The organism is Kitasatospora sp. NPDC098652 (assembly GCF_044760155.1).
Taxonomy (GTDB): Bacteria; Actinomycetota; Actinomycetes; order Streptomycetales; family Streptomycetaceae; genus Kitasatospora.
Window position 1 is genome coordinate 708,880 of record NZ_JBIWAQ010000002.1, and the last position, 17,658, is coordinate 726,537.

The 17,658-nt window shown below is 71.5% G+C and carries 15 protein-coding genes; all 15 read left to right on the top strand.

What is annotated here, in order from left to right; translation table 11 throughout:
* Positions 1-119 precede the first annotated feature (119 nt).
* The 15 genes from ACIQWA_RS07045 to ACIQWA_RS07115 all read left to right on the top strand — a co-directional run bounded on the left by ACIQWA_RS07045 (position 120) and on the right by ACIQWA_RS07115 (position 17,281).
* On the top strand, positions 120-359 hold the full coding sequence (locus ACIQWA_RS07045; RefSeq protein ID WP_402479163.1) for a hypothetical protein: 240 nt from the start codon (positions 120-122) through the stop codon (positions 357-359).
* Positions 360-700: 341 nt separating this feature from the next.
* Positions 701-2,290 (top strand): molybdopterin-dependent oxidoreductase, encoded by a 1,590-nt coding sequence (locus ACIQWA_RS07050; RefSeq protein ID WP_402479166.1) that lies wholly within the window; start codon positions 701-703, stop codon positions 2,288-2,290.
* Between the two features lie 121 nt (positions 2,291-2,411).
* Positions 2,412-3,065, top strand: a complete 654-nt coding sequence (locus ACIQWA_RS07055) for a fasciclin domain-containing protein (RefSeq protein WP_402479169.1) — start codon at positions 2,412-2,414, stop codon at positions 3,063-3,065.
* Positions 3,066-3,451: 386 nt separating this feature from the next.
* Entirely contained in the window at positions 3,452-4,600 is a 1,149-nt protein-coding gene (locus ACIQWA_RS07060; RefSeq protein ID WP_402479172.1) for a hypothetical protein, read from the top strand.
* Positions 4,601-5,000: 400 nt separating this feature from the next.
* A complete protein-coding gene (locus ACIQWA_RS07065) occupies positions 5,001-6,245 on the top strand; it encodes a tyrosine-type recombinase/integrase (RefSeq protein WP_402479174.1) in 1,245 nt (414 codons plus the stop codon).
* A gap of 999 nt (positions 6,246-7,244) precedes the next feature.
* On the top strand, positions 7,245-7,523 hold the full coding sequence (locus ACIQWA_RS07070; RefSeq protein WP_402479177.1) for a hypothetical protein: 279 nt from the start codon (positions 7,245-7,247) through the stop codon (positions 7,521-7,523).
* A gap of 50 nt (positions 7,524-7,573) precedes the next feature.
* Positions 7,574-8,497, top strand: coding sequence for a transporter (locus ACIQWA_RS07075; protein WP_402479179.1), 924 nt, complete (start codon positions 7,574-7,576; stop codon positions 8,495-8,497).
* A gap of 1,024 nt (positions 8,498-9,521) precedes the next feature.
* Entirely contained in the window at positions 9,522-10,106 is a 585-nt protein-coding gene (locus ACIQWA_RS07080) for a sigma-70 family RNA polymerase sigma factor (RefSeq protein WP_402479704.1), read from the top strand.
* Complete coding sequence (locus ACIQWA_RS07085; RefSeq protein WP_402479182.1) at positions 10,103-10,846, top strand: anti-sigma factor domain-containing protein; 744 nt, start codon at positions 10,103-10,105, stop codon at positions 10,844-10,846. Before ACIQWA_RS07080 ends, ACIQWA_RS07085 begins: the two co-directional genes overlap by 4 nt.
* A 206-nt stretch (positions 10,847-11,052) precedes the next feature.
* Positions 11,053-12,378 carry an NAD(P)/FAD-dependent oxidoreductase gene (locus ACIQWA_RS07090; protein WP_402479183.1) on the top strand — a complete coding sequence of 442 codons (1,326 nt, stop codon included), beginning with the start codon at positions 11,053-11,055 and terminating at the stop codon, positions 12,376-12,378.
* Between the two features lie 44 nt (positions 12,379-12,422).
* Positions 12,423-13,154 carry a DUF1365 domain-containing protein gene (locus ACIQWA_RS07095; protein ID WP_402479707.1) on the top strand — a complete coding sequence of 244 codons (732 nt, stop codon included), beginning with the start codon at positions 12,423-12,425 and terminating at the stop codon, positions 13,152-13,154.
* Positions 13,151-14,440: a class I SAM-dependent methyltransferase gene (locus ACIQWA_RS07100; protein WP_402479186.1), complete on the top strand. Its 1,290-nt coding sequence runs from the start codon at positions 13,151-13,153 to the stop codon at positions 14,438-14,440. Before ACIQWA_RS07095 ends, ACIQWA_RS07100 begins: the two co-directional genes overlap by 4 nt.
* A complete protein-coding gene (locus tag ACIQWA_RS07105) occupies positions 14,437-15,720 on the top strand; it encodes a class I SAM-dependent methyltransferase (protein WP_402479189.1) in 1,284 nt (427 codons plus the stop codon). Before ACIQWA_RS07100 ends, ACIQWA_RS07105 begins: the two co-directional genes overlap by 4 nt.
* Positions 15,717-16,511, top strand: a complete 795-nt coding sequence (locus ACIQWA_RS07110) for a DUF1295 domain-containing protein (protein ID WP_402479192.1) — start codon at positions 15,717-15,719, stop codon at positions 16,509-16,511. The genes ACIQWA_RS07105 and ACIQWA_RS07110 overlap by 4 nt, the downstream gene beginning before the upstream one ends.
* Before the next feature lie 200 nt (positions 16,512-16,711).
* Positions 16,712-17,281: an alpha/beta fold hydrolase gene (locus tag ACIQWA_RS07115; protein WP_402479195.1), complete on the top strand. Its 570-nt coding sequence runs from the start codon at positions 16,712-16,714 to the stop codon at positions 17,279-17,281.
* Positions 17,282-17,658: the final 377 nt, after the last annotated feature.

Consider the following 17,658-nt stretch of genomic DNA (forward strand, 5'->3'; position numbering starts at 1 on the left):
CACCGGCGGCGACGGACACCGGTCAGCGGTCCCGCCCCCGCGCTGCACGGCGGGACCGCCCCCTTCGCCGCGCGGACCACACGATCTCCTCTTCCCGCACGAGCAGAGGACGCACGACCATGCCCGCCCCACGTCTCGCACAACGCACCCTTGGCTCCGGCGACGACCTGGTGGAGCGCATCGTACGGGCCGTCACCGAAGGCGATGGTCCCACCCTTGACGTACTCCTCGCGGTGCTGGAGGCCGTCGCGGACGAGCCCCTGCTGCGCCGGTTGTCCGCCGAGATGCGGCACATGCCGACGCCGGTGGCACCGGCCTGGCGACAGAACACAGCCTCCCGAGATCCGTCCGGCACCTGACACCAGGACAATGTCCGGTCCCACTCGATCGCGGGCCAGGTGAACTCCACGGCGTCATCGGGTCGGGTACGCCCCGCCTCTGTGCACCACAGGGGCCGATCCGTTGCCGGTCCTCCGGATCTCGTGACGACGCACACCACGACGCGGCCCTGAGCGCTCCACGTGCTCCGTCCCCGGGGGAGCGGGATCGGCTCTCCGATCGCGCTGCCGACACCTTGGGAAAGCTCCTCCGACGCCGGCCCTCTCGATCCGGCCCACCGGAAAGACGCACCCATCCGGCCGACATGCTGCGGCGAATGGGGGGTGTGAGCAACGACTCGACCCAGTCCCCAGCGCGTTCCATGCCTCCTCGGGAACGGCTTCTGCGGGCCGGCGCAGAAGCTGCGACCGGGTGGGCCGCGGCGGCTGCCGCGCTCGGCGCCGGCGAACTGGTCGCCGCCCTCACCGGACCTGACACCGCGCCGGTCATCGCCGTCGGGTCGGCCGCCATCGACCTGACTCCCACTCCGCTCAAGGAGTACGCGATCCGCACCTTCGGCACCGACGACAAGCCGGTGCTCCTCGGCGGGATCTACCTGACGATGGCGCTACTCGCCGCCCTCGCCGGACTGCTGGCCGCCCGCCGCCCCACACTCGGGGCGGGCGCCTTCGCGGCCTTCGGGCTCCTCGGCGCCTGGGCCGCCCTCTCCCGGCCCGAAGCCGCCACCGGGGACGCACTACCCGCTCTGACCGCCGGGGTGACCGGCACGGCAACCATCCTCGTCCTGGCGCGCATGCTGCGCGCCGCCACCACGGCGGCACGTCCCCAAGCCCCGGCCGGGACCCCGCAGAGCGGGGAAGAGGCCGCTGAGCCGACCGGCACCACCCGCCGCGCCGTGCTCACCGCCACCGGCGGGGCAATCGCCTTCGGCGCGCTCACCGGCATCGGCGGCCGCACGCTGTCGGACCGCCGCTACGACATCGGCGCGGCCCGCGACGCCGTGCGCATCCCCCCGGCCGCCCAACCGCTGCCGCCGCTGCCCGCCGCCCTCCACCCGAACATCCCGGGCCTGTCCCCGTTCACCACCCCCAACGCGGACTTCTACCGGGTGGATACCGCCCTCACGCTTCCTCGCATCGACCCGCGGCGCTGGGCCCTGCGCATCCGCGGCATGGTCGACCACCCGCTGCTGCTCTCCTTCGACGACCTGCTGCACGAACCCCTGGAAGAGCTGGACCACACCCTGTCCTGCGTCTCCAACGAAGTCGGCGGCCCCTACGTCGGCACCACCCGCTGGCTCGGCGCCTCCCTGCCCGCCCTGCTACGCCGCGCGGGCGTGCGCCCCGGCGCGGACCAGCTCGTCGGGCGCTCCCAGGACGGCATGACCACCGGCACCCCGCTGGAGTCCGTCCTCGACGGCCGCAGCGCCCTGCTGGCCGTCGCGATGAACGGCGAAGCCCTGCCCGTCGCCCACGGCTTCCCCTGCCGCAGCGTCATCCCCGGCTTCTACGGCTACACCTCCGCCACCAAGTGGCTCGTCGACCTGGACGTCACCACCTTCACCGCCTACGACCCCTACTGGGTGCAACGAGGCTGGGACCGCACCGGCACCGTCCGCACCGCCTCCCGGATCGAGGTCCCCGCACCCTTCGCCCGCGTACCCGCCGGTGACGTCACCGTCGCCGGCACCGCCTGGGCGACCCACCGCGGCATCGCCACCGTCGAAGTCCGCTATGACGGCGGCCCCTGGCAGCAGGCCCTGCTCGCCGCCGACGCCGGACCCGAGGTGTGGCGGCAGTGGACCCACACCTGGACCGGGGCGACGCCCGGTGCCCACCGGATCGAGGTCCGCGCCACCGACGCCACCGGCGCCGTCCAGACCGAGACCCGCGCCGCGCCCTACCCGGCAGGCGCCACCGGCTGGCACAGCACCGTCGTCACGGTCACCTGAACAGCCGCGCGCACCCTCTGACTTCTCCGCCCAACCCACCCGGTCGGCCCGCTCACGAGCACCGGCCGGTGCGGCCCGCCCGACGGGCCGGCCCTTACACCCGCACCAAGGAGATCACGTCATGACCGTCATCACCCGCCGCCGCCACTCCGCCGCCGCCCTCGTGGCCGCCACGGCTCTCGCCCTGAGCCTGGGAGCCTGCAGCAGCAGCGGTTCCGGATCGTCGGCCGCCTCCAAGGCCCCCACCGCGGCACCGTCCTCGGCCGCCGCGCCCGCCACGGCGTCCGGCGCGGCCATGAGCGACCAGCCCTTCGGGACCGCCTGCGCGGCCGTGCCCAAGGACGGCGCCGGCTCCTTCACCGGGATGGCCAAGGACCCGCTCGCCACCGCCGCCTCCAACAACCCGCTGCTGTCCACCCTGGTGACCGCCGTCAAGCAGGCCGGGCTCGTGGACACCCTGAACTCCGCGCAGAACATCACGGTCTTCGCACCGACCAACGACGCCTTCGCGAAGCTCCCCAAGGCCACCCTGGACGCCGTCCTCGCCGACAAGGACAAGCTCACCAAGATCCTCACTTACCACGTCGTCCCCCAGCGCCTCGCCCCCACCGCGCTCACCGGCGGCCACAAGACCCTGGAGACCGGCAACGTCACCGTCACCGGCGCCACCCCCGACTTCACCGTCAACGACAGCGCCAAGGTCCTGTGCGGCAACGTCCAGACCGCCAACGCCACCGTCTACATCGTCGACACCGTCCTGATGCCCGCCTCCTGACCGGCACCAGCTCGTTGACCGCGGTCCCCGGCCCCCGGGGGCTGGGGACCGCACCCCCGCTCCTCCCGGCACACCGATAGTCGGCGCGATCCACGCCTCATGGCCCAGACCAACCCCCTGAGCAGCTCAGTCCTTTTCACAGCCTGCATTACGCCTGCCAGGGACCTCCCATCCGGTGATCTCTCGAGCACGACGGTCTCCGTGAGGCCCCCCCACCGCTGGTCTCGTCCGAACCCGTCGAGGAGCACGCCTCTACCCCTACGGGGTCTCGTTCTCTCGCGGCAGTCGGCGCCTGTCGGCTGCACGACCCAACGCTTTCTGGCGATGCGCCAGAATGGCTCGACGGTCGGCGGCGTTGCCGAGCAGATCACCGGAGGTACGGCTTCATGACCCGCTACAGCATCGACCCCGAACGGCACGAGCTGATCGCGACCTGGGGAACAGGCGAGGGCGATCTCGCCACCTGCATCGCAGCCGTCCCGGCCGGCACGGACACGGCCGCGCTGATGCGCCTGGCCCGCGCCCTCACCCATCTGTCCGAGGCCGCGTGGCGCACCTACACCCACCCGGCCAGTGCCGCAGTCTCGCAGGAGCCCAACTCCGAGGGCTGGCGCCGAGCGGAGGAACGCAAGGCGTTCGACGAGGTCCCCGGCGCCATCACCCGTCCCAACCTCCCCCGGGACGGCATGCTCGACGTCGAATACAGCCCCCTGGCCGAATCCGCCCACCGCGCCGGCCGCGCCCTGCACGCCCTCGACAACGCGGACCTCACCGACTCCGTCCTCGCCGAGACCGCCACCGAGCTCGCCGCCGTGGAGAGCGCCGAACTCGGCGACCTCACCGGCCGCGCCCGCCAGGCCGTCCTCCTCAGCCGCGAAGGCGCCTCCCCCGTCCAGGTCGCCGCCGCCAACCGCCTCCTCGAACAGAACCCCTTCGGCCCCGCAGCACTGTCCACCGAGATCGATCCCACCGCCGCCGCCGTCGCCGCAGCCCACTGGCTCGCCGCCGCAGCCGAGGTCGCCGCCGAAGCCTCCGGACACTCCCCCACCGCCGTGCTCTTCGAAGCCGACAACATCGAAGCCCTCCCCCACGAAACCCCCACCCTCGTCCTCCAACTCCTCAAAGCCGGCGCCTCCCCGTACGACGCCGTCACCGGCCTCGTACGCCACGCCCTCCACATCGCCGACGGCCTCCTCCCCGACCCCGCCGGCCTGCGCGAACAACTCGAAGACATCGACGACGCCCTCGCCCAGCACACCGGCCCGGACACCGACCCCGAGGACACCGGACTGCGACTGACCCCGCTCGACCCCAAACGCCCCGCCCCCGACCTCCTCGAAGACCTCCTCGCCGGCATCCACGGCTGCTGGCTCCTCCACGAGGAATACGACAGACTCGACGACGAAGACGACTTCGGCGATGACGAAGACCGCGACGACGACGAACAGGCCGGGCAGCAGCAGGACCGCAGCCGCAGCGACTTCGCCCACCTCGTTCGCGAAGTCGCAGCCGCCCACCGCAACCGGCTCATCTGAATCGCCTGCCGCAACCACCCATCGCGGATCAGGGCACCCTGACCTCGGCGGCCCGCCCGCTTCAACCCAAGGCTGCGCAGGGCCGGCCAACCCGACGGGTTGTTCACACTGCGTAGCCGCGTCGGGGGCAGGAAACACTCCCCTGCCGCCCGGACGGGCCTCCAGAACAGGGCCCCGGGTAGTCACGTAGGGTGACAGTTTCCGCGTGCCCGCATCGACCATGGCGGGTACCACGCCCCCCGTGCATTGGCGCGCCCAGGTGCGGGTCCTCACCGTGAACCGCAGGTCAGAGCCCTACTTTCGCGTTGGTGATCGCATGGTGGTCGCAGACGATCATCCGATCGCGGCATGTAGCCTCCGTGAGCTGATCAATGAATCACAGCCACAGGAGGTACACGGAGTGCGCAGGTCAGGACGACCGGGCCGGGTCTACCGCCGATGCGGGTGCCGCGAGGCCACCCGGCGTCAGCTCGGCGCGAAGTGCCCACGCCTCGCCGAGGAGAAGCACGGCACGTGGACCTTCGCCGTCGACATCCCGTCCCTCAACGGCCGCAGGCGCACCATACGCCGTGGCGGGTTCGAGGACGAGTGGTACGCCGAGACGGCGCTTCGGCGCTTCCTGGAGGGACGTCTGTTGGGCTTCGACGCCGACCCGCACGAGACTGTGGCCGTCTACCTCACCAAGTGGCTCAAGAGCATGGAGTTCCTGCTCAAGCCCACCACCTACGCCCGCTACCGCACCTACGTGCTCTGCGAACTCATCCCCGTCTTCGGCAAGATACGCCTGGAGGAGCTCGCCCACGACCACATCGCCGCCTACGCCCACCAGCAGCTCGAAGCCGGCCGCGGACGCCAGGCCGTCTACCACTGCCTCGCCACCCTCTCCAGCGCCCTGGGCACAGCCGCACGCACCCACCGCCTGCCCTACAACGCCGCCCAGCCCCTGCCCATGCGCAGGCCCTGCCCCGACGAGCGCGTCCCCTGGACCGCGGAGCAGGTCGTCGCCTTCCTCTCCCATTGCCGCAACGTCGACCCAGCCTTCGCCGACCTCTTCGAGGTCATCATCGGCACCGGCCTGCGCAAGGGCGAGGCACTCGGCCTCCAGCGCGCGTGCGTGCGGCTCGACGACCGCGTCATGTACATCCGCCACACCTTGTCCGCCATCGACAACCACGAACTCGTCCTGACCGCACCGAAGACCAAGAAGAGCCGCAACTGGGTACCCCTGTCCGACCGCGTCGCCGCCGCCCTCGAACGCGCAATGACCAGGAACACCTCCCCGGGCAACGACCACGTCTTCCAGGACACCGACGGCAAGCCCCTCCACCCGGCCGCAGTCCGCCGGCGCTTCCACGAACTGCGCGAACAGGCCGGACTGCCCCACGTCACCATCCACGACCTGCGCCACCTCGCCGCCACCCTCGCTCTCGAGGGCAACGTGCCCATGGCCGTCATCTCCAAGACCCTGCGGCACTCCACCCTGTCGACCACCGCGAACATCTACAGCCACCTGACCTGGGATGTCGCCATGGCCGCAGTCCACACCATCGAAACCAGGCTCCACCTCGCCGAGTCCCGTACCCACTGCGGCTCCGACGCCCTCGCCGGCCCCTTGCCGAACCCGCTGTTCAGCCACGCGGCCTGACACAACCGCACGGCTACAGCCACCCCGGTCCACCGGGCCCGCCCAGAACGCGGCAAGGACCAGCTAAACGGCCGGAGCCGCCGGTCCATCATTGACGCTCGCTCAGCCCGCAGCCACCACATCTGACGCCTCGGGCTCCACAGGCATGCCCACTTCCGGGAACCCAGGCCGCTTCGACACGGGGCAGAAGCCCACTCAACGAAGAACTACGCTCAGTCACCTCGACTGAACAGGCAAAAGCCGCATATCGATTACATCTAAGCGCCCCCACGACCTCGGATGCGCCCCCTGAAATGACGCGAACGAGCGTCCGCGACCACACTGCGACCACCACAGCAAAAGAGCGGGCACTTGGTTTCCCAAGTACCCGCTCTCACAACCGACTTCACAGTCGGGACGACAGGATTTGAACCTGCGACCCCTTGACCCCCAGTCAAGTGGGCCGTTCCTCTGCCTGATTCGAGCGAAGCCAGCACGCCAGCTTCAAGCTCTCAAATCACCATACCACTTGCCGAATTGAACCGCACCCGCCTCCATGCGCGAGTGGACCAGCTGACAGTGGCTCAATGGTTACTATGTGCAGGAATGTCCAAATCCGAACACCGCCGCCTACTGGCGCTCAGAGCGCGTGGTCCCAAAGTGGTCCCAGAGCCCTGGTCACACGCAGCAACCAGCCCTTCGAGGACCCGCTTCGATCCCCCCAGCGGGAAGCACCTCCTTGCAGAAAAACCATCCCCCCACAGGGCGCCAGTAACGCAACGTGACGATATCCCGGGGACCCATCAGATCGCACCACTGGCCGGAACGTCAGGTCCAGTCTATTCCCACCTGGGCAAAGTGTGACAAACGCAATGATGTCTAGATTGCCCGACTTCTGGCATGTATGGTGTCCCGTCCACCGCCGGGCGGGCCGGCGGGTGGTGTGCTGGGGGGTTCGTGGCGGGACTGCAGGTGTTTCGAGTCGCTGGCGGGGATGTTCGCCGTGTCGAGGGTGCGGCCGTGGAGTTCGAGCGTGATCTCCAGCGGCTCGTGGAGGCGAACATGGAGGAGATGCTGGGTGGTGTCCGTTTCCTGGCGACCGAGTACTCCACCGGTCCCGTGCACCGGGGCCGGATCGACAGCCTCGGTCTGGACGAAGACGGAAGCCCAGTCCTGATCGAGTACAAGCGCACGAGCAGTGAGTCGGTCCTCGCCCAGGGGCTGTTCTACCTCTCGTGGCTGGTGGAGAACCGGTCAGAGTTTGAGGCGCTCGTCGATGCGACTACCGCCGATAGATGACACATACCGACGATGACTGTCACCGCGATCGCTTGTCTACAGGGGGAGAAATGACGGGTCTGCGCCTTTTCCGGGTTGACGGCAGGTCGGCCGAGGAAGTTGTCGGCTCGGAGGTGGAACTGGAGCGGCATCTCCAGACCCTGATCGAGCAGAACATGGACACCATGCTCGGCGTGCGGCTCCTCGCCTCTGAGTACTCCACCGGACCCGTCCACGGTGGCCGAATCGACTCACTGGGCCTGGACGAGGACGGCAGCCCGGTCGTGGTCGAGTACAAGCGCTCGCGCGGCGAGAATGTGATCAACCAGGCGCTGTTCTATTCTGCCTGGTTGCGGGACCACAAGGCCGAGTTCGAGGCCCTGGTGGCTCGGCGGCTCGGGGCCGAGGCTGCCGACGGTGTTGACTGGAGCAGTCCGCGGATCATCTGCGTGGCTTCGGGTTACAGCCGGTATGACGTCCACGCGATCGGCGAGATGAACCGCCGGATCGACCTTGTCCGCTACCGGCGCTTCGACGGGGACATGCTGGCCCTGGAGCTGCACGCCTCGGTGTCCAGTGGTCCAAGTACGCCAGCCAGAAGCGAGGTTGACGGGATCAACCGTGCCTCCAACGGGCCGGGGCGCAAGACAGTCCGTGAGGCGGTCGAGCGAGCTTCGCCGGCCCTGCAGCAGCTGTACGCCGATCTCGATGCCCGGCTGCTCGCCCTGGGCGATGGCCACAGTGTGGAGCTCCGGCAATACATCGCCTACCGGCACCGGTCCAACTTCGCGTGCGTGAAGGTCCTGCCAGCCGCGGACGCGCTCCTGGTGTTCTTGCGCGTGGACCCCAAGTCCGTGCCCTTGGAAGCGGGGTTCAGCCGCGACGTGACCGATATCGGGCATCACGGAAGCGGCTCGCTCGAACTGCGGATCGGCTCGGTGGAAGACCTCGACCGAGCGGTCCCGCTCCTGCGGGCCAGCTACTGCGCCGCGTAACGATCGGGCTATCTCGGGGCGGCACGTTCGCCCACTGCCCTTCACGGCCTCCGACCGTCGGGCGGGGGCGCGGGGTGGACTCCGGTCGCATCGGGCCGCGAGCTCGAATGCGTACCCCGCGAGCCGCTCACCCAAGACCCTCTGGCTCCTGACGGTGAGGTAGAGGAGCTGGTTGATCTCACGGCCGATCTCGACGTAGTCGGGCACCCGCATGCCGGTGCCGCCGTCTCGCATCAGCGGGCTCAGCTGGGCCTCGCCTTCAGTGACCCGTACCCAGACAAGGGCGGAGGCTGCCGTTCGGACCTGGCAGCGGGCGAGGCTGCCGGCCAGGCCGTGGACGAGTTCCGACCAGTGCTCCTGGGGATCCTCCACGCGCAGAGCGTGCGACGGCGGCGGGCGTGGTCCACTCGGTGGGGGTTGGCGTCGAGTTCGGCGGCGATGGCTTCCACGGCCGACTGGAACAGCTGCCAGGCCACGTCGTCCGGGCAGCGGTTCCGCGGCAGGTCCCGGGCGGTGCCGGCGTATCCGCGAGGCATGTCGAGGTTCCTCGCGGAGTCGGCGAGGCAGTAGATTGCTTTGCGCTTGGTGATCATCCGCTCGGTTGAGTGGCCCAGCCGGTGTCGGTCGTACCGGCCGGAGCCTGTTGGGTCTCGCGGCGCCGTGGCCGCGTGAAGCGCAGAGGTGCTCGCCGGTTGGGCCGTGGCTCGGGCGGGGCGCCGGGGACACCGTCGGCGCTCGGGCCGTGCCGTGTCGGTCGATCTACCAAGGATTCGGGACCGGGAGCACGGCGGATGGGCCGCGTTTGGACGAAATGAACGCAGGGGGCGCCCGCACCGCGGACTCTGTCGTCGTTCGAGCGCGGTGCTGATCTCGCGCCAATCTGCCCGGTCGGGGGTGACGAATGGAGGGCGACTGGTTATGCCCGCTGTTCGATCCAGGAGGTTCTCATGTGCTGCTGGCCCTGGGCCAGGTCGCGGACACCGCGCCCGGCTGGGTGTGCCACCGGCTCGGGAAGGATGCGCCGGTGAGCTCCGTCGTGCACCTGTCGGGCCCGAGGTTCCGGGGCCTGGATCTGAAGGAGCTGGTCGCCAAGACGGCGTTCGGAGACCAGGAGGCGTTCTCTCGGCTCTACGACGTGGTGGCGGGCCCGGTGCTGGGGCTGGTGCGGCGGGTCCTGCGCGATCCGGCGCAGTCGGAGGAGGTCGCCCAGGAGGTGATGTTTGAGTTGTGGCGCACCGCCGCGCGGTACGAGCCGCAGCGCGGCGAGGTGATGGCGTGGGTGCTGACCATGGCGCACCGCCGCGCGGTGGACCGGGTGCGCGCGGCGCAGGCCAGCGCTGACCGGGACCAGAAGGTGGCCGCCCGCTCCCACACTCCTGCCTTCGACGAGGTCGCCGAGCAGGTCGAGAACCGGTTGGAACGCGAGCAGGTCCGCCGGTGCCTGGAGGCCCTGACGGAGCTTCAGCGCGAATCGGTCACCCTGGCGTACTACCGGGGGTACACCTACCCTGAGGTCGCCGAGCTGCTGGGCACTCCGCTCGGCACCGTCAAGACCCGGATGCGGGACGGGCTGATCCGCCTGCGCGACTGCCTCGGAGTTGGATCATGAACGCGGCACCCGAACTGCACACCCTCACCGGCGCCTACGCCACCCACGCACTGCCGCAGGAGGAACGGCTCGCCTTCGAGCGCCATCTCGCCCAGTGCCCGGCGTGCGCGCAGGAGGTCGCGGAGTTCGAGGCGACGCTGGCCCGGCTCGGGTCCGCGGCGTCGGGTCCGGTGCCGGCCGGGCTCAAGGCACGGGTGATGGCGGGTATCGGTGACGTGCGCCAGCTCCCGCCCCCGACCGGCCCCGCCGAAGGCCGCCGGCGGCCTTCGCGACTGGCCCGGCAGTGGCCGAAGCTGGCGCTCGCGGCGTGCCTGGCGCTGGCCTCCGCGCTGGGAGCGGTGGCCGTCCAGCAGCACGGCCAGACCCAGCGTGCCCAGGCCCAGGCCAGCGGCCTGCGTGGTCAGCAGGCTGCCGTCACCAGCCTGCTGACCGCGCCGGACGCGCGCACCGCCACCACGGTCTCCGGACCGGCCGTCGGGACGGTGGTCTGGTCGGTGAGCCGCGGGCAGGCCGCCTTCCTCGCCACCGGTATGCCCGCCCTGCCTCAGGGCCGCACCTACGAGCTGTGGTTCAACGACTCCGGCACGATGCGCCCGGCCGGCCTGTTGCCGGCCGACCACGGGCAGCTCCTCCTCACCGGCCGCATCGATGGTGCCGTCGGTGTAGGGGTGACGCAGGAACCGTCCGGCGGCTCCGCCCACCCCACGGGGCAGCCCCTCATGCTGCTACCCCTGACGTGACGCGGTTCGGGTCGAGGCTGACCACCGGCGATACCGCTGGCCGCTCGCTTCTCCGCCCTGCCGCTGGACGACGCCTGCTCTCACGGCGTCGGCAACGCACTTGGAGCGCGTGCCCACGTCCAGAGCAATCCGCCGCCCCGAGCGCGCCGAACGCGCAGTAGAGGAAGGGCATGTGATGGCGTCCTTCCGCACAGAGGGAGGGCACCATGCCGGCAATCATCGGGCAGACGACAGGGTCGTGGCGGGCAGGCCGAGCGGGGCGCGGCACGGTGGCCGTCATCGGGGGCGGAGTTGCCGGCCTGACGGCCGCTTACCGGCTGCAAGGTGCGGGACTGGCCGTGGAGTTGTTCGAGGCCGACGAGCGCCTCGGTGGGCACGCGCACACCCAGCCGGCCGTCGGCACGGACGGCCGGACGCTGGCCCTGGACACCGGGTTCCTGGTGCACAACGAGCGGACGTACCCGCACCTGGTCTCCCTGTTCCGCGAGCTGGGGGTGGCTACCCGTGAGAGCGACATGAGCATGTCGGTGCGTTGCGACGGCTGCGGGCTGGAATACGCCGGGGCGCGTGGTGCGGCAGGGCTGATCGCCCGGCCGGGCTCCCTCGGACGCGGACGGTACCTGCGGATGCTGGGCGAGGTGCCGCGCTTCCACCGCCGGGCCCGCGCGCTGCTGGCCGACCCAGGGGCGGGCGAGCCGACGCTGCGCGAGTTCCTCACGGACGGGGGCTTCTCCCGCTACTTCGCGAGTCACTTCATGACTCCGCTGGTCGCCGCGGTCTGGTCGTGCGCGCCGGACGTGGTCGGCGACTACCCTGCGCTTTACCTGTTCACGTTCCTGGCCAACCACGGGCTGCTCTCGGTCACCGGATCACCCAGGTGGCGCACCGTGGTGGGCGGCTCGCAGACGTACGTCGCGAGGATCGCCGAGCAACTGGGCACCGTGCGCCGAGGCGCCGCGGTGCGTGCGGTGCGCCGGCACGCCGACGGCGTCACGGTGACCACGGAGGACGGCCGCACCGCCGAGGCCGACGCGGTGGTGATCGCCACCCACGCCGACCAGGCGCTCGCCCTGCTGGCCGACGCCACCGCGGTGGAGCGGGAGGTGCTGGGGGCGTTCCGTTACTCGCGCAACCCCACCGTGCTGCACCGCGACGCCTCCCACCTGCCGAGCGCCCCCAGAGCACGGGCCTCTTGGAACTACCGGATGGCGCACTGCGAGGACAGTGCGCAGGGCGTGCGGGTCAGCTACCACCTCAACCGCCTCCTCGGCCTCGACACGGCCGAGGACTACCTGGTGACCCTCAACGAGGACCCGGACCGCCCCGTCCCGGAGCGGCACGTCGTCTCCCGCACCGTGTACGAGCACCCCGTCTACACACGCCAGAGTGTCGCTGCCCAGGCCCGGCTGCCCGAACTGACCACCGGCCGGACCGCGTTCGCCGGCGCCTACCACGGCTGGGGCTTCCACGAGGACGGCTGCCGCTCCGGACTCGCGGCCGCCCACGCCCTGCTGGGGGTGAACGCGCCGTGACCACCCACTCGCCCGTCCCGGCGGCCGGACACCCGGCGCCCGCGCTGCCGGGCGCGTGGGGCGCGGCCCTGTACGAGTGCCGCATCGCCCACGTACGCACCAGCCCGGTGCGCCACGCCTTCACACACCGCACCTACCTGTGGCTGATCGACCTCCACCACCTGCCGGCCCTGCCGCGGCCGCTGCGCATGCTGGCCCGTTTCCCCTCCATGACGTCCGGCGTGTCGCTGCGCCGCGACCTGGAGCGCTACCTGGCCGGCGAGGGCATCGACCTCGCGGGCGGGCGCGTGCTGATGCTCGCCCACGCCCGCTCCCTCGGGTACGTCTTCAATCCGCTGACGGTCTACTGGTGCCACGACCCGGCTGGCCGCCCGCTGTGCACCGTGGCCGAGGTCCACAACACCTACGGCGGCCGCCACCGCTACCTGCTGCGCCCCGACGAGCGCGGCCGGGCCGAAGTGGCGAAGGAGTTCTACGTCTCGCCGTTCTTCCCCGTCGACGGCCGCTACCGCATGGCACTTCCCGAACCCGGCGAGCGCCTGGCCCTGACCGTCCACCTCGAGCGCGACGGGACACGCCCGTTCACCGCCACCGTGCACGGCACCCGCCGCCCGGCGACAGCAGGGCGTCTGCTGCTCGCCGCGGCCCGGCACCCCTTCTCCACCTGGGCGGTCAGCGCCCACATCCGCCTCCAGGGCATCCGGCTGTGGCTGCGCGGCCTGCCCGTCCACCCCCGCCCCGCCCACGCCTCCCAGCAGAAGGTCTCCGCCTCATGACCCTGTCCGCCGAACCCCTCGCACCCGCAGCACCGGCCGAGGTCGATGCGCACCACTGGCCGGACGTGGCCCGCACCCCGCACGTCCCGGCCCGCGCCGCGGTGGCGCGGCGGCTGCTCGCCCGCATCGCCCGCCGCCGCGGCCTGCGCGTCGAACTCCCCGGCGGACTCCTGCTGGTCCCCGCACCCGCCACGGCGCCCACCTTGCGCCTGCACCGGCCCGACGCGTTCTTCCACCGCATCGGCGAGAGCGGCCTGATCGGCTTCGGCGAGTCCTACCAGGCCGGCGACTGGGACTCACCCGACCTGGTCGCGCTGCTCACCGAACTGGCCACCGCCCCCGAAACGCTGGTGCCCACCGGCGCGCAGTGGCTGCGCCGCCTGTACGTCAAACGCCCGCCCACCACCGAACTGAGCACCCCGGACAACGCCCGCACCAACATCCACCGGCACTACGACCTGTCCAACGACCTGTTCGCGCTCTTCCTCGACCCCACCCTGTCCTACTCCTCGGCGATCTTCCCCACCGCGGCGAACGGCGCACCCCTTGCCTCCTGGGACACCTTCGCAGCCGCGCAGCACCACAAGATCGACCGTCTCCTCGACCTGGCCGGCGTCGGCGCGGGTAGCCGTGTGCTGGAGATCGGCACCGGCTGGGGCGAACTCGCGATCCGCGCCGCCGCCCGCGGCGCCATGGTCGTCAGCCTCACTCTCTCCGAGGAACAGCAGGCCCTCGCCCGGCGCCGGATCGCGGATGCCGGTCTCGCGGACCGGGTCGAGGTGCGGCTGTGCGACTACCGCGCCGTCCAGGGCGAGTTCGACGCGGTGGTGAGCGTGGAGATGATCGAGGCGGTCGGCCGGCCGTTCTGGCCCGTCTACTTCTCCACCATCGACCGCGTCCTGGCCCCCGGCGGGCGGGTGGCACTGCAGGCGATCACCATGCCGCACGAGCGGATGCTCGCCAGCAGCGGCACCTACACCTGGATCCTCAAGTACATCTTCCCCGGCGGCCAGATCCCCTCCACCGAGGCGGTCCGCCAAGCCACCGCACGGCACACCGGCCTGCGCGTCGCGGCCTGCGACTCCTTCGGCCCGCACTACGCCGAAACACTGAGGCTGTGGCGAGAGCGCTTTACCGCACGCGCCGAGCAGGTCGACGCCCTCGGCTTCGACCAGGTCTTCCGCCGCATGTGGGAGCTGTACCTGGCCTACTCCGAGGCCGGGTTCGCCACCGGCTACCTCGACGTCCAGCAGATCCTCCTCACCCGCCCGGAGCCCACCCGATGACCACCGCCCAGCTGCTCACCGACCAGCTCACCAACCTCATCGGCAGGCCCCTCCCCCTGCGCATCAGGGCCTGGGACGGCTCAACCGCCGGACCCGCCGCCGCCGACGTGCCGACCGTGGTGCTGCGCAACCGGCGCGCGCTGCGCCGCCTGCTCTGGCAACCCGGCGAACTCGGCCTGGCCGACGCCTGGATCAGCGGCGACCTCGACATCGAAGGCGACCTCGCCCCGGCCCTGTCCCAGGTACGCGCGGCGCTCACCGGCACCCGTCCGGTCTGCCCAGGCCCGCGCGAGTGGCCGGCGCTGCTCGCGGCCGCCGCCCGGCTCGGCGTCCTCGGCCCGCGCCCCCAACCGCCCGGCGGCCGCGCCCGCGTGCGCGGCACCCTGCACAGCCGTGCCCGCGACAAGGCCGTGATCAGCCACCACTACGACCTCTCCAACGAGTTCTACGCGCTGCTCCTGGGCGAGGCGATGGCCTACTCCTGCGCCTACTGGACCCCCAAGAGCGACACCCTGCAGAGCGCGCAGGAAGCCAAGTTCGACCTGATCTGCCGCAAACTCGACCTCACCCCCGGCAGCCGCCTGCTGGACATCGGCTGCGGATGGGGCGCACTGGCCGTGCACGCCGCCCGCCACTTCGGCGCCCAGGTCACCGCCGTCACCCTCTCCCAGCGCCAGCACGCCTTCGCCACCGCCGCCGTCGAAGCCGCCGGCCTCACCGAGCGGGTGAGCGTGCTGCTGTGCGACTACCGCGAGATCGCCGACGGCTCCTTCGACGCCATCAGCTGCATCGAGATGGGCGAGCACGTCGGCGACCAGCAGTACCCCGCCTTCGCCCGCCGCCTGCACAGCCTGCTGCGGCCCGAGGGCCGCCTGCTGGTCCAGCAGATGTCCCGCTCCACGGCGGCGCCTGGCGGCGGGGCGTTCATCGAGACGTACATCGCCCCCGACATGCACATGCGCCCGGTCGGAGACACCGTCGCCCTGTTGGAGGCGGCCAGGCTGGAGGTGCGCAACGTCGAAGCGCTGCGCGAGCACTACGCCCGCACCATCGACGTCTGGCACGAACGCCTCGACGAGCACCGCGCCGAGTTCACCGCCCTGGTCGGCGAGCCGACGGTCCGCCTGTGGCAGCTCTACATGGCCGGCAGCTCCCTCGCGTTCGCCGAACGCAGGATGGGCGTGGACCAGATCCTCGCCGTCCGCCCGGGCGCCACCGGCACCAGCGGAGCCCCCGCCACCCCGGCCGACTGGTACCAGGCCCAGGAGCGGTCCTCGTGAACGCCGCCGCCTTCGCGACCAACCTCGCTGCCACCGCCGGCGCCGCCCTCGCCGTGCTGCTCCTCGCCTTCGCCGTCGGCGTGCGCACCGGCCGCCACTGCGGCGTCGACGTCGCCTGGGGCCTGGCCTTCACCGCCGTCGCCTGGACCGGCTACGCCCTCTCCGCCGGCCACGGCGACGGCGCACGCCGCCTGCTGGCCGCCGTCATGGTGACGGTGTGGGGGCTGCGACTGTCCGGGCACATCTGGTTGCGGTCGCGCGGCCACGGCGAGGACCCGCGCTACGACCGGATGCTCACCAAGGCCCCCGGCGGGCGCCGCAACCTGTACGCCCTGCGCACGGTCTACCTCCTGCAGGCGGTGATCGTCTGGTTCGTGTCCCTGCCAGTCCAGGCCGCCCAGTACCTCAACCACCCGCTGGGCCCACTCGTCATCGCCGCACTCGCCCTGTGGGCGGTGGGCCTGTTCTTCGAGACGGTCGGGGACTGGCAGCTGGCCCGGTTCAAGACCGACCCCGCGAACCGCGGGAAGGTCATGGACGGCGGCCTGTGGGCCTGGACACGGCACCCGAACTACTTCGGCGACGCTTGCGTCTGGTGGGGCCTGTTCCTGCTCGCCGCCGCCGAGCCGATCGGTTGGGCGTTCATCCTCAGCCCGATCCTGATGACCTACCTGCTGGCGTTCGGCAGCGGCAAGCCCCTGCTGGAGCGCGGGCTCGGCTCCAGCAAGCCGGGCTGGGACGCCTACGTCGCGCGCACCAGCGGCTTCCTGCCCCGCCCCCCGCGCCGATGAGCCCGGCATGGTGGGCACGCCGTGCCCCGACACCCCAGCCGTCCCCGCCGGCCCACCACCGTGCCGGCCGAGAGGCGGACACCGCGACGGCCGCGACGGACAACCACGGGGCGGACCGGCTGCTGGTGCGCCACCTGCCCGAACGGCCCGCCGGCTCCGTGCTTCTCCTGCACGGCGGTAAGGCGGACAGTCTCCAGCCGGTGCCCCGGCTCAGCCTTCCCGCACTGCGGATGCGCTTCTTCGCGGCCGAGATCGCCGGCCGCCCCTGGGGCCAGGACGTCCTCCTCGCCCAGGTCCGCTACCGCTGCCGCGGATGGAACGGGCACTACGCCGACCCCGTCCACGACACCACTCGCGCCCTCGACGCCTTGGCCCGCCTGGCGCCGCGCGCACCGGTGGTCCTGATCGGCCACTCGATGGGCGCCCGCGCGGCTCTGGCCGCCGCCGGAGGCGACACGGTGCGCGGCGTCGTGGCGCTGGCACCCTGGTGCCCGCCCGGCGAACCCGTCGCCCACCTGCGCGGCAAGGCAGCCGTGTTCCTGCACGACGAGGATGACACCGTCACCTCGGCGCAGCAGACCTGGGCCTTCGCACGCCGGGCCCGAACCGCCGGGGCGGAAGTCCAGACCGTCGCGATGCCCGCGGGCGGCCACGCCATGCTCCGCGGCGCCCACCGGTGGCACCGACTCGCCGCCGACTACACGGCCGCGATCCTGACCTGGGGATGCCGACCGGCCGAGACCGGACACCACGGCCACCGGGCACGCTGACCGCCACTCAGCGCCGGCCCGTCCGGCCGCCACATCCGGTCGTCGAGAACGTGCCGGACCGTGCTTCGCATGAGTCTGCGGACCGGCCGGTGTTGCTCCGTCCGGGTCGTATTGAGCCCGGGCAGCCATCCGGCACGAAAGCGAGCTCGAAGCACTGGTGCGCGCTTGTCGTACCGGTCCCGAACCCAGCCGGAACGAAAGACGCCGGCGGGGCCCGGAACTCAGGCCGGGGCCCCGCCGCCCACAACCCCCAAAGCCGCCCTGGCGGCCGGGCACCGTGCGGTCGCGCCCGCTGGACGGCTCCACACCCCCGGATCCGACACAGCGCAGGCATGGGTTTCGCGTGGCGCCTGCCTTCAGCCGCTGGCCGTGCCTGC